At 32.7% G+C, this 15,190-nt stretch carries 8 protein-coding genes and 1 CRISPR repeat array; of the genes, 4 read left to right on the top strand and 4 right to left on the bottom strand.

Features of this window, described 5'->3' with window-relative positions; all coding sequences use genetic code 11:
* Positions 1 to 462 precede the first annotated feature (462 nt).
* The 4 genes from cas9 to csn2 are packed head-to-tail and all read left to right on the top strand — an operon-like array spanning position 463 to position 6,704.
* Positions 463 to 4,857 (top strand): type II CRISPR RNA-guided endonuclease Cas9, encoded by a 4,395-nt coding sequence (cas9, locus tag HCQ94_RS02390; protein WP_166981521.1) that lies wholly within the window; start codon positions 463 to 465, stop codon positions 4,855 to 4,857.
* Positions 4,854 to 5,726, top strand: coding sequence for a type II CRISPR-associated endonuclease Cas1 (gene cas1 / locus HCQ94_RS02385; protein ID WP_166981518.1), 873 nt, complete (start codon positions 4,854 to 4,856; stop codon positions 5,724 to 5,726). Before cas9 ends, cas1 begins: the two co-directional genes overlap by 4 nt.
* Positions 5,716 to 6,036 carry a CRISPR-associated endonuclease Cas2 gene (cas2, locus tag HCQ94_RS02380; protein WP_198418108.1) on the top strand — a complete coding sequence of 107 codons (321 nt, stop codon included), beginning with the start codon at positions 5,716 to 5,718 and terminating at the stop codon, positions 6,034 to 6,036. The genes cas1 and cas2 overlap by 11 nt, the downstream gene beginning before the upstream one ends.
* Entirely contained in the window at positions 6,033 to 6,704 is a 672-nt protein-coding gene (csn2, locus tag HCQ94_RS02375) for a type II-A CRISPR-associated protein Csn2 (protein ID WP_166981514.1), read from the top strand. Before cas2 ends, csn2 begins: the two co-directional genes overlap by 4 nt.
* 98 nt (positions 6,705 to 6,802) lie before the next feature.
* A CRISPR array of direct repeats spans positions 6,803 to 7,828; the repeat unit is 36 nt; unit sequence GTTTGAGAGTAATGTAATTTCATAAGGTACTCAAAC.
* Positions 7,829 to 8,617: 789 nt separating this feature from the next.
* Here csn2 and HCQ94_RS02370 read toward each other — a convergent pair.
* From HCQ94_RS02370 to HCQ94_RS02355, 4 genes are all read right to left on the bottom strand, one after another.
* Positions 8,618 to 10,120: an amino acid permease gene (locus tag HCQ94_RS02370; RefSeq protein WP_166977294.1), complete on the bottom strand. Its 1,503-nt coding sequence runs from the start codon at positions 10,118 to 10,120 to the stop codon at positions 8,618 to 8,620.
* Between the two features lie 693 nt (positions 10,121 to 10,813).
* Entirely contained in the window at positions 10,814 to 12,046 is a 1,233-nt protein-coding gene (gene tgt, locus HCQ94_RS02365) for a tRNA guanosine(34) transglycosylase Tgt (RefSeq protein WP_166981511.1), read from the bottom strand.
* 379 nt (positions 12,047 to 12,425) lie between these two features.
* Entirely contained in the window at positions 12,426 to 13,139 is a 714-nt protein-coding gene (locus tag HCQ94_RS02360; RefSeq protein ID WP_166981508.1) for a queuosine precursor transporter, read from the bottom strand.
* Between the two features lie 425 nt (positions 13,140 to 13,564).
* Entirely contained in the window at positions 13,565 to 14,953 is a 1,389-nt protein-coding gene (locus HCQ94_RS02355) for a class II fumarate hydratase (RefSeq protein WP_166981505.1), read from the bottom strand.
* Positions 14,954 to 15,190 lie beyond the last annotated feature (237 nt).

Below are 15,190 nucleotides of genomic sequence, written 5' to 3'. Positions count from 1 at the left end.
AAAGAAAATACCGGCTTTTAGTTCTGACAAAGTAAAACTCGTTCAGCAAGTAGTAATACTGACATTTATTAGCAGATATATTAAATATTTCTTATTAGGAAAGTTACAAATCTTACTTATACATTTTGTGAATAAAAGCGTAAACAACATAACTAACTTACAATAAAAATAGTCAGAATAGAGAAATAAAATCCCCAAAAATGACTAGTACACAGTAGTTATAATAAAACTAAATATTACTTTAAATGAATAGAACCCCATATACGGGGCTCTAAATGCGTCCTACAACGCAGTCACTATAAAGTGACGAATACGGCTTTCTCAAGTAAAAACTCAAGATCCTTATTTGAACATTGTAATGTATATCATAAGGTGCTTAAATCTTAGCACATTAAAAAATAATTTGTTAAAATATCTACTGTATTTAACGCAAAGGTGCGATTTATTACTTAGGGATATGCTATGAAAAACAAAGCCGTAGATTATTATTTAGGTTTAGACATTGGTACCACTTCTGTTGGTTGGGCTGTTACTTCACCAGATTACAAACTTTTACGCACTAATGGCAAAGATATGTGGGGCTCTCACCTTTTCGGTGAAGCACAAACAGCTGCTGTCCGTAGAGGCCACCGCTCACAACGTCGCAGATACCAACGCAGAGCTAGACGCATAGAAATATTACGGGACTTATTCAAAGCTGAAATCAACAAAATAGATTCTTTGTTTTTTGAGCGTTTACGTGATAGTAAGTTCTTCGCTGAGGATAAAAGGACTAATCAAACTAATACACTTTTCAACGATAAGAATTATACAGATAAAGACTACCACAAAGCGTATCCTACTATATACCATCTACGTAAAAGCTTGCTAGAAAAAGGAAAAACTCATGATGTACGCCTAGTATATTTAGCAATCCACTACATGATGAAACATCGTGGACATTTCTTACTAGAAGGCAAAGATTTCGAGATTGATGGTTCTAGCTCTTTCAAAACATTGTTCCAAAATTTGATTCTCATAATACAAGACCACTATCCTGAGGCCGATTTTCCAGACATAAATGAAGATGAAACTTTTGATTCTTTGGAAGAAATTTTTAAGGATAAGGACATAAACCGCAAAGATAAAGACGAAGCCATAAAGAATTTACTAGATTTTTCTACCTCACAGTCTCAAAACATACTTAAAATGCTTTTAGGTTTTAAAGTTAAAATATCTACACTACTTGATAACGAAGACTTAGCTACTATATTTGTTGATAAAAATGATAAAGAGAAAACAATAAGTCTCCTTGAACTTAGCGAAGATGAACAGCAGGTTCTATATGAAAACTTGGATGTAGACCAAACGAGTGTTTTTAACTCCATAAAAGCAGTATATGATTGGCTATTACTTTCAGATATTTTGCAAGAATCTAAAAATTTGTCTGAAGTGAAAGTTAAAACTTACGATAATCACGCGCGTGATTTGAAAACTCTAAAAAACCTAGTTAAAAACTATCTCACGTACGAAGAATACATAAAAATATTTAAATCAACAAAAGTCAAAAGTAACTACTGTGCATATATCGGTAAAGATACAGACGGTAATGCACTTCATAGTAAACGGTGCACTCAAGATGAATTCTGTAAGTTTTTAAAGATATATATAAACAAAGTAATTGATAAAACTATAGACATAGAAAAGTTAAGAGCAGAAAACCCTAAACTAGAAACAGAAAAAACTTCAATTAAAAAATTAGATTATTCGACTTTAGGGGAAATAGAAAAACAACTAATAAAAGACATATTTAACGCAAACGCATTCCCTAAGCAACTCACTTCAAGTAACTGCGTAATACCTTACCAGCTACATTTGAAAGAACTAGAGGAAATTTTAGAAAATGCGAAAGAGTATTTACCTTTCTTAGAGCAAAAAGATGAGAATGGGTATAGCGTTATAGATAAAGTAATAGCTACTTTCACATTCAAAATCCCTTATTATATTGGCCCAGTAGTAGATAGCACCGACCACGAATTTGCTTGGGTTGTTAAAAAGAAAAATGAAAAAGTATATCCATGGAACTTTGATGAAGTAATTGATAAGCAGACTTCAGCAAAAAACTTCATCACACGTATGACTAATAAATGTACATATATTAAATATGCTGATGTCTTACCTAAAGACTCGATTCTTTACTCGAAGTTCAATATTCTAAATCAACTAAATATATTGAGAGTAAACGATAATCCTATCTCCGTGGATTTGAAGCAAAAACTTTATAAAGACTTATTTACTGATATTGACAAGCCACAGAAAGTAACTGCTAAGAAAATAGTCAACTATATAAAGTCTTATCAAGGTGATGAGGACGTAAAACTTGAAGGAATTGATCAGGAAATTACAGGTGATTGTAAGGCTTTATTAGATTTCAAACGAATACTCGGAAATAAATTTACTGAAAAAGAAATAAGTACATATGACGAGATAGTAGCGCAGATAGTAATACTTGGTGAAAACAAAGAAATTTTATCTGACTATTTGAAAGATAACTTCAAAACCCTATTCACAGACGATGAAATAGATAAAATTAGTAAGTTGCAATATTCCGGTTGGGGCAGGTTATCAAAAGAATTTTTGACTGAAGTTGAACATATAAACGAAGAAACAGCTGAACGTATAAATATAATAACAATGCTGTATGATACAAATAACAACTTGCAAAAAATTCTTTCATCTGACTATGAATATCTTGAAAAGATAGAAGATATAAATAGAGAGTATTTAAAAGACAGCGATATAAAGCAAATACTTGACGATTCTTATGTATCCCCTGCCGTAAAACGTGGCATAAAACGCACTCTAGCTATATGTAAAGAAATAGAAAAAATTTGTGGTAAGCCACCTAAGAAAATCTTTGTTGAAATGGCAAGGGACACTAATAATGAGAATAAAGGTAAACGTAGTGTTTCTCGTAAAAATCAGCTGTCAGATTTATATAAAACTGCAAAATTAACTTCATCAGAAGTATATAAAGAGTTAGATAATCTAACTGATAATGCTTTAAACTCAAAGAAAATATTCTTATATTTCCAGCAAATGGGTCGCTGTATGTACAGCGGTAAAAAGATAGATTTGTCTGAACTTATTTTATCTAGCGGAGATTGGAATATAGAGCATATTTACCCTAGGTGCGTGGTAAAAGACGATAGCCTTACTAATAACTTAGTACTTGTGAAAGAGGAATTAAATGAAGAAAAGGGAGATAAATTCCCTATCTGTTCAGCCCTTACAATTTCTAGTGACACTAAAGATCATTGGAAGATGTTAGTAGATAATAAACTTATCACTAAAGAAAAATATAACAGACTAACTCGTGCGACTGGTTTTACAGTAGATGAATTTACTGGTTTTATCGCCAGGCAACTAGTTGAAACTCGTCAATCCACTAAAGAAGTTACGAAGATTCTTGAACATCTATACAAAGGCAAAACAAGAATTGTGTACGTTAAGGCTGGTAATATCTCAGATTTTAGGAACACTGAACACAAAATATATGAAGAAAGCGAGCAAAAAGCTAGCTATAAGTTCTTGAAGTCAAGATTAGCAAATGACCATCATCACGCTAAAGATGCATACCTAGCCATTGTTGTAGGTAATGTATACGATAATAATTTTACTTCCGATCATAGAAAATGGGTAAAAAATAAAGTAAAGAAAAATAAAGAAGAGAATACAAGTAAACAACCTTATTCTATAAGTAAGATTTTTGAACGGGATGTAAAAAAGCCTAATACTAGTAAGCAAGAACTAGTATGGATTGGCACAAGGTCAAAAAGTGGCACTCCAACTATAGAGCTTGTAAACAAGTATATGAGAAAACAAACTGTTCTTTGCACGAGATATTCCTGTGAGAAAACAGGAGAATTTTATGATCAGCAAATAAAATCTAGAAAAGGTAGCCAGCCTATAAAAACTAGTGATAAGCGTCTACACCAAATAGAAAAGTATGGTGCTTATAACTCAGTAAAAGGAGCTTTTTTCTGTTTCTATAAATATGTGACTGTAGATAGGAAAGGAAAGGAAAAAATCTCGAAAGAAATATCTGACGTATCTATTATAGACGTACAAAAAATATTAGCTAAAAGAGATTCTGAAACAATTAAAAAGCATATTAACAGTAAATTAATATCTAAACATACAAACCTTGTTCCAGAAAAAACAGAAATATTAATTCCTATTATAAAGTATTACACTTTATTTGAAATAAACGGATTTAAAACGTATATATCTGCTAAAGAAGAAGAAAGAAAATTCTCATTCTATGGAGGAGAACAATTAATACTAGATACTGGTAGCTATGAGTACTCTCATTTAATATATAAATTCATAGAAGCTTATAAGAAAAATAAAGAGAAAACTTTTGACTATAACGGTGGATTTTTTATCTTCTCTAAAGAAGAATACGAAAAGCTAAATAAAAAACTACATGATTCAGGTAATCTAAATGAAAAAGAGATAAAAGAAACTATAAAAGCAAAAAATGATAAAACCATTTTTGATAAAAATGTAAAGTTATACAAAACTTTGATTCATAAGTTAAGAAATAGCGTTTATTCTAAGCGACCTGTTATACCTAATTGTTTATATAATAGTGATGATAAGTTTATTTCACTATCTAACACTGAACAAGCTCAGGTACTATATCAGCTCATAAACCTATTTGGAAAATGTGCATCTGGTATTGATTTACGTTTATTAGGTGGTAGTAAGGAGACTGGTAAAATACGAAAAGTAATAGATTTTAAAAACTGTAAGATAATCTATCAATCTGTCACCGGTATATTCGAACAAGAAATTGATTTGAATGAGCTATGAGCTGGAGAATAGTAAAAGTTGCTAAAAGGGCAAAGCTAGATTTAAAGCTAAATTACTTAGTTATTAGGGCTGAGACTATCACTAAAATTCATCTTAGTGAAATATCTGTGCTAATCATTGAAAATACAGCTATTGCCCTTACAGCAGCTTTACTTGTGGAATTGACTAAAAACAACATAAAAGTGATATTTTGTGATGAAAAACGAAACCCTTGTTTTGAAAATATTGCTTACTACGGTTCGCATGACACTTCTTTGAAAATAAAAGAACAAATTGCTTGGGAGAAAATAAGTAAAGAAAAAGTCTGGACAAAAATAGTTGAGAATAAAATACTTCAACAACAAAAAGTACTACAGGCACACTGTAAAGAAGAACATTTGCTTTTAGCTGAATATATAGACAATCTTGAACACAATGACATAACTAATAGAGAAGGTCATGCTGCGAAAGTGTATTTTAACGCTTTATTCGGTAAAAACTTTAGTCGACAAAATACAGATGTAACCAACGCCGCTTTAAACTATGGTTACGCAATACTCCTCTCAGCTTTCAATAGAGAAGTAGTCTCGCATGGTTATTTAACTCAACTAGGAATATTCCATGACAACCGTTTCAACATGTTTAATTTTGGAAGCGATATAATGGAGCCATTTAGGCCTTTGGTTGATAACTACGTCTATAACATGGAATTACATGAATTTACAACTAAAGAAAAAGCAAAATTAACTAATATTTTAAACCATGAAGTAAAAATAAATAATCGCAAAGAATACGTTAATAACGCCATAGGTATATACACAAATAGCGTTATTACTGCTTTGAATAAATGTGATCCGTCCCTAATAAAGTTCTACGAAAATGAGTTATAGATTTATGCGTGTGCTAGTAATGTTTGATTTGCCGACTCTTACTAAAAAAGACTTACGTGAGTATAGGCATTTTAGAAACTACTTAATAAAAAATGGGTTCATTATGTTACAAGAATCTATATATACAAAGTTAGCTTTAAATGCTGTTACCGCTAAAGCCGCAGTTGAACATTTAAAGAACCATAAGCCTAGAAAAGGTTACGTTATAACTTTTACTATAACTGAAAAGCAGTATAACAATATGGAAATCATCATAGGTGAAAAGAAAAGTGAAGTCCTAGATAGTGATGAAAGGCTGATTATATTATGAAAAGACTTTCTTATATAGCTTTTGATGAGCCTATTGTATTTGAAGAAAATGTTGTAAATATACTAATATTAGAAAATCCAATAGATTATAGAACATTTATTGAAGAAATCAGTATTTTAGCTGAAGATGGTGAAAGTAAAGTATTTTTCTCAAATAATTTCGAAAAGGAAAACTTTGATAAGAATGTCGAGATAATTTATAACCCATACGATTTAGATTTTAATAGCAAAACCATTACAGCCAAAATACAAAAAGATCTAGAAAGCTTAGTTTACGATGAGGAAAACTATATTAAAAGTGGTGAAATTCTAAGTGAACTAGAAAAGTATTTGCAAGAGTTAGTTGAAAAAATTGACTATGAAATAGAATTCGAAAGTGTAAATATTTCATCAGTGTTAAAAGCTATGAAACCCAAAATAAGTATTGAGGATATGACGTATTTAGAAAAAGTATGTACATATATGGAGTTGATAAATAAAATTTTCACTAAGAGTATTTTCATTTTCTTTAATCTAAAGACTATGGTTAGTGATGAAGAACTATTAGAACTATATAAGTATTGTAATTATAATAAGTTTTCTTTACTTGTCTGTGAAAATACTTGTAAAGAAAAACTAGAGTTTGAAAGAATAACTTTAATAGACAAAGATATGTGTCAAATTTCCTAGAAAATACAAGGAAATGGTATAATATTATCATGCATTATTGTTTACTTTTTGAAAGATTTTACTCTGAGTCTTCGTTCCATATATGTGTGGGATTTGAGGTCTGAGAGTAATGTAATTTCATAAGGTACTCAAACTTTACAGTGAATTCTTTAACACTAGCCACGGTCTGAGAGTAATGTAATTTCATAAGGTACTCAAACCGTATTCGGCACGTGTAAGTTTGCAAGGATGTCTGAGAGTAATGTAATTTCATAAGGTACTCAAACTTTAGGGCGGTTGCTTTCTTTACCGTCACCGTTTGAGAGTAATGTAATTTCATAAGGTACTCAAACGCTAAATACGCTGAAACAGGTATACAGCTTGTTTGAGAGTAATGTAATTTCATAAGGTACTCAAACCCATACGGAAGCCGAGATAGATACATTGTAGTTTGAGAGTAATGTAATTTCATAAGGTACTCAAACTATTCCATAGCAATACAATGCCAGCGATAAGTTTGAGAGTAATGTAATTTCATAAGGTACTCAAACGGTTAGAATGCAGACCAGAATGTAGTGATGGTTTGAGAGTAATGTAATTTCATAAGGTACTCAAACGTACGGCACATACTATCATTCTCCATGCCCGTTTGAGAGTAATGTAATTTCATAAGGTACTCAAACACTCAAAATGTTCACGGTTTAAGCGGGGCAGTTTGAGAGTAATGTAATTTCATAAGGTACTCAAACTGACATTCTTGAATACACGATTAAAGCTAGGTTTGAGAGTAATGTAATTTCATAAGGTACTCAAACAACCGAAGACAATGAATAAAATAGAAATGAGTTTGAGAGTAATGTAATTTCATAAGGTACTCAAACTGTTAAAGTCGGTGAACATCTACCAAGACCGTTTGAGAGTAATGTAATTTCATAAGGTACTCAAACGTATTGGTCGAATTTTTCGATACTATAATCGTTTGAGAGTAATGTAATTTCATAAGGTACTCAAACATTTGTGGCGTCTATAACTTGGGCTTTATTGTTTGAGAGTAATGTAATTTCATAAGGTACTCAAACTACTAGCTCTACTATAGGTTTACGGTTAGCGTTTGAGAGTAATGTAATTTCATAAGACACTTTATAGCACGTGGTATTCCAATATTAAAATAATATTTAAAACACCAGGCGCTATAGATGTTATGCCTTAGAGCACTTCAAACAGGGTAAATATTTAAAAAATTTCCGCTCTTCTAAAAATAGTTTTCACTCAGTAAATCACTGTAAACAAAAAACACTCTTTATATAAAAGGAAAAAACTCTTTCAAGATAAACAAAACAGTAAATAAGTGAAATAGAAAACTCAAATCCGTTTTATATAACTTCGCTTTGCTGATATTCTACACAATAATATCTGTTACACTACAAGTACATTGTGAAAATAGCAAATATCCCTGATCCTTATTATTTAGCTACTCCCTCTTTATTTTCTCACATTTTCTATTAGCTATGCTCACCTTTACCTTTACTTACTTTGCAAATCCTTATTTTCACATTACCTACATTTCACTCCTATCCCCTACTTTTATCTCAAAAACTACTTTTCCTATAACCTGCACTAACCTTATTAGAGTTTTCAAACTACATATACTTACATTTACGAAGTGAACATTTATATTTAGATCCTTTATTCAAAAGCCCAATTACCTGCAAATATTTTTATCTATAGAACACCTACTTTTTTTCCTAAAAACATTCTTTATATAGGAACAAGTTTAATAATTACGACTCTATACACTAAATTCATACACTGACTTATGTTTTTACCGACACCAACTTAGTTTTTACTCACACAGACAAATTTCTTATTAAAAACAATTATTAAAATAAAAGAGGCCAAGCATTACGCCTGACCTCTTGAAATAAAAACTAATTTTAGTGACGTGATAAATCAGCCTCTAATGGACTAACTTTTTTACCTTTTGTAACTATCTTATGTCCAGCCCACAAAGCTAAGAAGAATATCAAGCCGATATATGTACTTAGTAATGACAACGGCTGAATATTACCAGTTATCCACTCATAGTTTTGCCCAAAGATAACAACAATACACATTAGCAGAGCTAAAATTGGACCTACTGGATACAAAATAGCACGGTATGGTAATTCGCTCACACTATGCCCTTGAGCAATAAAAGCTTTACGGAATTTATAGTGGCTCCAAGCTATACCTACCCAAGTAACAAATCCTGCTAAACCAGAAGCGTTAAGTAGCCAAATGTATGCTTGACCATCACCAATCAAACTAGTCAAGAAACAAGCAGCACCAATAATTGTTGTTAACACTAAAGCAGCCATTGGAACACCACGGGCATTTACTTTAGCGAAAATACGTGGAGCACTTCCTTTCAGTGCTAGAGAGTACAACATTCTTGTTGAAACGTACATACCACTGTTTCCAGCAGAAAGAATCGAAGTCAAAATAACAGCATTCATAACTGATGCTGCACCCAAAATACCAGCTTTTTCAAAAACAAGAGTAAATGGTGAAACAGCAATATCGGAAACTTCAGAAGCCAGCAAATGCGAGTCAGTGTATGGCAAAATCATACCAATTACAAAAATAGCACCAACGTAGAAAATTAGGATACGGAAGAATACTGCTCGTGTTGCTCGTGGAACATTTACCTCTGGGTTTTCAGTCTCACCAGCAGCGATACCGATCATTTCTGTTCCCTGGAATGAGAAACCAGCAATCATAAATATATTCAAAATACCTAAGAAACCATTTACGAACGGGGCTTGACCAATAGTCCAGTTAGCAAATCCTGGTGTTCCCCCACCAATAATTCCAACAATCATTCCTAGACCTAATACTAGAAATACGATGACTGTAATTACTTTGATAGATGCGAACCAGAATTCCGACTCACCAAATCCTCTAACTGATAATGCATTCAGTAAGAAAAGAATAGCTAAGAATCCGCCACTCCAAACCCATGACGGCACATCAGGTAGCCAATAGTTCATAACCAGTGCAGCAGCTACTAATTCAGCAGCAATAGTGATAGCCCAGTTGTACCAGTAATTCCATCCTTGAGCAAAACCAAACGACGGTGAAACGTATCTAGTGGCGTATTCTTCAAATGCTCCAGAGGTTGAATACCAAGTAGACATTTCTCCTAGGGATTGCATTAACAAGAAAACCATAAGCCCAATTGCAAGATAGGCTACAAGTGCACCAGCTGGACCAGCTTGAGAAATTGTACCACCAGAAGCGATAAACAAACCTGTACCAATAGCACCACCGATTGCGATCATATTGAGGTGACGTGCTGTTAACCTGCGCTTTAGTTCACCACCTTGCGGTGTGTTTTTGCGTTCTTGCTTTAGATTGGCACCTTCATTTGTAGTGCTGTGTGATGATTCGTACGCCATTTCTCCTCCTTTACGATCTAGTTCGAATGCGTATTAATACATTTATAACAAAAAATTATTTGATATATTTTTACCTTTATTTGTAAAAAACTTTAAAATAACTTCCTGAAAAAGAATTATATACATAAATTATCTAATAAATAAATAATTATACGTAATATTTATTATATTTTATCTATTTTTTATGCATAATTATTCATAGTAAGTGTTTTTTATCTATTTATTTAATAAATATAAAATTTTACTCATTTCATTTTAATGCAAAAAAGTAGCATATTCAATTACACCATCGATATACCAGCAACTTTTAAGTAGATAAAACAGCATAAAAACAAGACACTATAATAGTTTATCTTTATAAACTGAAAGTATATTTTATCTTATCTTTATAAAAATAACTTATACTAAACTTTTTACAAGAACAATCTATTGATTTACATATCAATACATCTTAAAATCCACCAAAACTTTGAAACAACATAAAGTCTAAAAAATAAATCTCCTGAAACACAAAATATTACTTACTGCCCCACTCAAAATAAACTTATACGAAAAGTATCTATCTTGCTTACACAGTATAATTGTGTGCGACATAGACAAATAGTACATCGCACATCTTATAACTTCCATTAAGAATTAAGTAACAAAACACTAGTAGTTACTCTTCTCCCATATGTTTTATAAAATTACATTTTACGAGTAGTAGTTCCCCAAGACTTCTTCTTTTAGATCCATATATGAACCATCATTCATGGAGTTTCTAATTGAATCGACTAGCCCAACAATGAAGAATTCGTTGTGGATAGTCATTAAAGTCGAAGCTAACATTTCTTTTGCTCTAAATAGGTGAGAAATATATGCTTTAGTGTAGTGCGTACATGTATAGCATTTACAGTTTTCGTCCAGAGGAGAAAAATCCCTACGAAAACGAGAACGCTTAACATTTAAACGTCCCTTAGGAGTATAAAAAGCACCGTTACGAGCAACACGTGATGGTGAAACACAGTCAAAAGTATCGGCTCCCGCTTCAACTGCTGCAAAGAAATCATCGGGTTCGCTAATTCCTAGCAAATGGCGAGCCTTATTCTCAGGCAATTCCTCAGTAACCCAACCAACAATTTCACCTAATCTTTCCTTTTGTAAAGCTCCCCCTATGCCAAATCCATCAAACATTTGGCCATCTATTTCCATTTCACCCAAATCTCTTGCAGCTTTTCGACGTAAATCTTCGTGCTGAGCTCCTTGGATAACTCCAAATAACTGTTGATACGGCTTATCTTTGCGTTCTTGTGTTAGTTGTTTATGTGCTTTCAAACATCTTTGTGCCCATAAACGTGTTCTTTCTAAGCTTTCTACTTGATACCAATACGGGTGTATTAAACTTGTAAGTTCGTCAAATCCAAAAATAATGTCAGCACCTAGCTCATGCTGAATCCTCATAGATACTTCTGAAGTAAACCTATGTTTTGATCCATCAATATAGTTTGTAAACGTAACACCATCTTCGTCAATAGTCTTACGAGCAAGCCTAACTGCACGGTTAGCTTGTTGCTTAGTCACTACACCGTCAGAAGAAAATTCTTCAGTCAAAACTTTCTTATACCCTGCTCCCAAACTCAAAACCTGAAAACCACCAGAATCTGTATAAGTTGGGCCACCCCAGTTCATAAATTTACCTAACCCACCAGCTTCGTCCACTAAATCAGAGCCCGGTTCAAGATAAAGATGATAAGCATTTGCTAGGACTGCTTGTGCCCCTAGTTCTTTAACTGTTTCAGGCAAAACTGCTTTAACTGTTGCTTTCGTACCAACCGGTATGAAAGCTGGGGTTTGTATATCACCGTGTGGAGTATGTATTGTTCCAATGCGCCCTAGTCCTCTTTCAGTTTCTAAACGCTTGTGTAAGGTGAACCCTGTATTTTTCATTTCTTCCCTTATGCTTATCTACAATTAAAAGTTTGAAAGACTATACCATAATTACCATGGATAACTATATCTCGTTTAATGCTTTAAAATCTATTTCAGATTATAAAAGTTTATAAAATGTATGAATGATTTTCCTGTATGCAAACTCCAAAAGTACATAACTATTATTTCAGTATAAAATTCTCAAACTAGTATACTCACTAGGTAAACTGTGTTGTGCCCTACGTATTTGAAACACATTAGATTCGTATTTTCTTATCTACTAACCTTCACGTATCACAAGCAATACATAAGACACAACAATTTTTCATAAAGCAATATTAGACTACTCTACATTAAACTTACTATATTTCGATTTAAGTAAAGTTATTAAGTTTTTCTAGTTTTTACCTAAAGTATAATAGTCAATTTCATGCTTTTTAACCCAAGAAATTACCTTATAAGTTAGTGGCAACATTACTATTTCTAGCAAACATTTATAAACATAACCTGTAATACAGTAGTTCAAGAACTCAGCTCCAGTTATTACTCCGTAAAATGCTATTGTACAGAATATGATTGTATCAGCAGCTTCACCGACTAAAGTTGAGAAAACAAGGCGTACCCATAGTTTTTCTTCGCCAAATCTTGCTTTTATTTTAACTAAAACTATTGAGTTCAAAATTTGTCCTACAAAGTATCCAGTTAATGAAGCTAAAACAATTCTAGGCACAAATCCTAGTACAGCCTCATACGCAGCTTGATTTTCGTACCCTGGACCTACTGGTGACAATTGAACTATATAAAAAATCGTAGAAGCTACGACTGATACTATAAAACCTGTTACTATAACTCTCTTTGACGCCTTAAAACCATATACTTCACTAAGTACATCTCCAAGAATATAAGTGAATGGGAAACAAATTGCCCCACCATCAAAAATTAAATTAATTACTCCGAAATCTAAACCGATTAATTTTGTCGCTACAATATTTGAAACTATCAGCAAGCTAACAAAGGCAACTGCAATTAAATCGTAATATTTTGCTCCCCTATATGCTTGTTCATTCGTTACTTTTTCTTTGCATTGGGGGTCAATATTATTTTGAAGCATTTTTCTTTTTCCTTATATATTTACCTTCTTATTCCTTGTTGGTTGCCACTATTAGTCCATGTTTTAAACACATAGATTTTATTCCCAGTTAATTCTAAAATTTCATTTACTTTTTATCTAGTTCTTTTTTAAATTATTTATTTTATTGTTTATCGTCTTTTTCTATAATGTGACAAAACGGCATTTTTACGATAGTTGAGTGAAGATTTTATAACTTTAATAATCGTATTTGTATTTCACATCTAGAGTTACTAACATTTGCAAAACTAAGCATTCAAAGGTCATATTCAGCGATGTACTATAAAAGTTTAACTATATAAATAAGCTTGTTCTTAGATTTCATATTCATACTTGAGCTAGTTTTTAAATATAAAATCTGTAAAGCCCTTGTAAGAAAGAGCTTTACAGACCTGAAAAAATAAGTACTAGTCTTTTGGCTTTGTCATGGAAGATACATCTAAAGCTTTATCCAAATCTTCTATACTAATTTCTCCCCTATCAACATAGCCTAACTCTAAAGTAGCTTCTCTAATTGTTAGGTTTTCTTTCACAGAATATTTCGCGATTTTAGCTGCATTTTCATATCCAATGTAACGATTCAAAGGAGTTACTATTGAAGGCGAAGACTCTGCTAACATCTTGCACCTTTGAACATTAGCTGTAGTTCCATCTACACACTTTTGAGCCAAAACTTTTGAAACATTACCAATAAGAGTAATAGACTCGAGCAAATTCTTAGCCATAACCGGCAACATTACTAGCAAGTCAAAGTTTCCTTGAGCTCCAGCAAAAGCTATAGTCGCATCATTACCTATAACTTGAGCGCTAACCATAATAGTAGCTTCAGGTATGACTGGATTTACTTTTCCAGGCATAATTGATGATCCGGGCTGTAAATCTGGCAAGGCTATCTCACCTATACCAGTGCGTGGTCCTGAGCCCATCCAGCGTAAGTCATTAGCAATCTTTACTAGTGAGACAGCAATCGTACGCAACGCACCAGAGACCTGAACTACGCTATCCTGAGCAGCTTGTGCTTCAAAGTGATTATCAGCTTCTTTGAATGGTAACTGCATATTTTCAGTAATTAGCTCTATAACCCTTGCTGAAAAACCTTTAGGAGTGTTTATTCCTGTACCTACAGCAGTGCCACCTAAAGGTAATTCAAGTAAGTCTGGTAACGACTGCTTTACCCTATCTATCCCTTTGCTAATTTGAGATGCATACCCTGAGAATTCCTGACCTAAGGTGATAGGTGTCGCATCCATTAGGTGTGTACGACCAGATTTGACTACTTTTTCCCACTCTTTAGATTTTTTATTCAAAGATTCGAGTAAAATATTCAGATTCGGAAGTAAGATAGTATTAATAGCATCTACTGCAGCTATATGTATTGATGATGGGAAAACATCGTTTGAGGATTGAGAGGCGTTAACATGGTCATTCGGATGTACTTTCTCACCTAGTATTTGTGTCGCTAAATTAGCAATAACTTCATTAGCATTCATATTAGAAGAAGTACCCGAACCAGTTTGAAATACATCAATTGGGAAATGGCTATCACATTCTCCGTTTATCACTTTTTGACTTGCTTGAACAATTGCTTGAGCTATTTTTTCATCTATAACTTTGAGTTCTGAGTTAGCAATTGCTGCTGCCCTTTTTATTTGACCTAAAGCACCTATATGGTGACGAGTAAGTGTTATACCAGATATTGGAAAATTCTCTACAGCTCTTTGGGTTTGTGCTGAGTATAAAGCATTTTTTGGGACTTTTACTTCTCCCATTGTGTCATGTTCAATTCTGTATTCCATTTTGTGTACCTATTTGAGTAGTGAACGTAAAATTCTAGACAACGGCGTCTACACCTATGACATTTATAATACTACAAATTGATTTTTATGTTGAAAGATAACTACTTTTATTAAAAAATATGTTTAAATTTTACAATTTTTGAGTAGTTTGTTTTAAGAACTACGTAAATAATTTTGTAACTCTTTTTGTAACTACATTGCTACACAAATGTAACTTTACTGTAATTAAAATTTAGT

The sequence above is a fragment of the Actinomyces sp. zg-332 genome, from assembly GCF_011751945.2.
Taxonomy (GTDB): Bacteria; Actinomycetota; Actinomycetes; order Actinomycetales; family Actinomycetaceae; genus ZJ293.
Note: the sequence above shows the minus strand (reverse complement) of the source record. Positions and strands in the feature narration are given on the sequence as shown.

Excerpts from the sequence above, each read along its gene's own strand:
- cas9 (WP_166981521.1), top strand. The coding sequence starts at position 463 with ATGAAAAACAAAGCCGTAGATTATTATTTAGGTTTAGACATTGGTACC.
- cas1 (WP_166981518.1), top strand. The coding sequence starts at position 4,854 with ATGAGCTGGAGAATAGTAAAAGTTGCTAAAAGGGCAAAGCTAGATTTA.
- cas2 (WP_198418108.1), top strand. The coding sequence starts at position 5,716 with ATGAGTTATAGATTTATGCGTGTGCTAGTAATGTTTGATTTGCCGACT.
- csn2 (WP_166981514.1), top strand. The coding sequence starts at position 6,033 with ATGAAAAGACTTTCTTATATAGCTTTTGATGAGCCTATTGTATTTGAA.
- HCQ94_RS02370 (WP_166977294.1), bottom strand. The coding sequence starts at position 10,120 with ATGGCGTACGAATCATCACACAGCACTACAAATGAAGGTGCCAATCTA.
- tgt (WP_166981511.1), bottom strand. The coding sequence starts at position 12,046 with ATGAAAAATACAGGGTTCACCTTACACAAGCGTTTAGAAACTGAAAGA.
- HCQ94_RS02360 (WP_166981508.1), bottom strand. The coding sequence starts at position 13,139 with ATGCTTCAAAATAATATTGACCCCCAATGCAAAGAAAAAGTAACGAAT.
- HCQ94_RS02355 (WP_166981505.1), bottom strand. The coding sequence starts at position 14,953 with ATGGAATACAGAATTGAACATGACACAATGGGAGAAGTAAAAGTCCCA.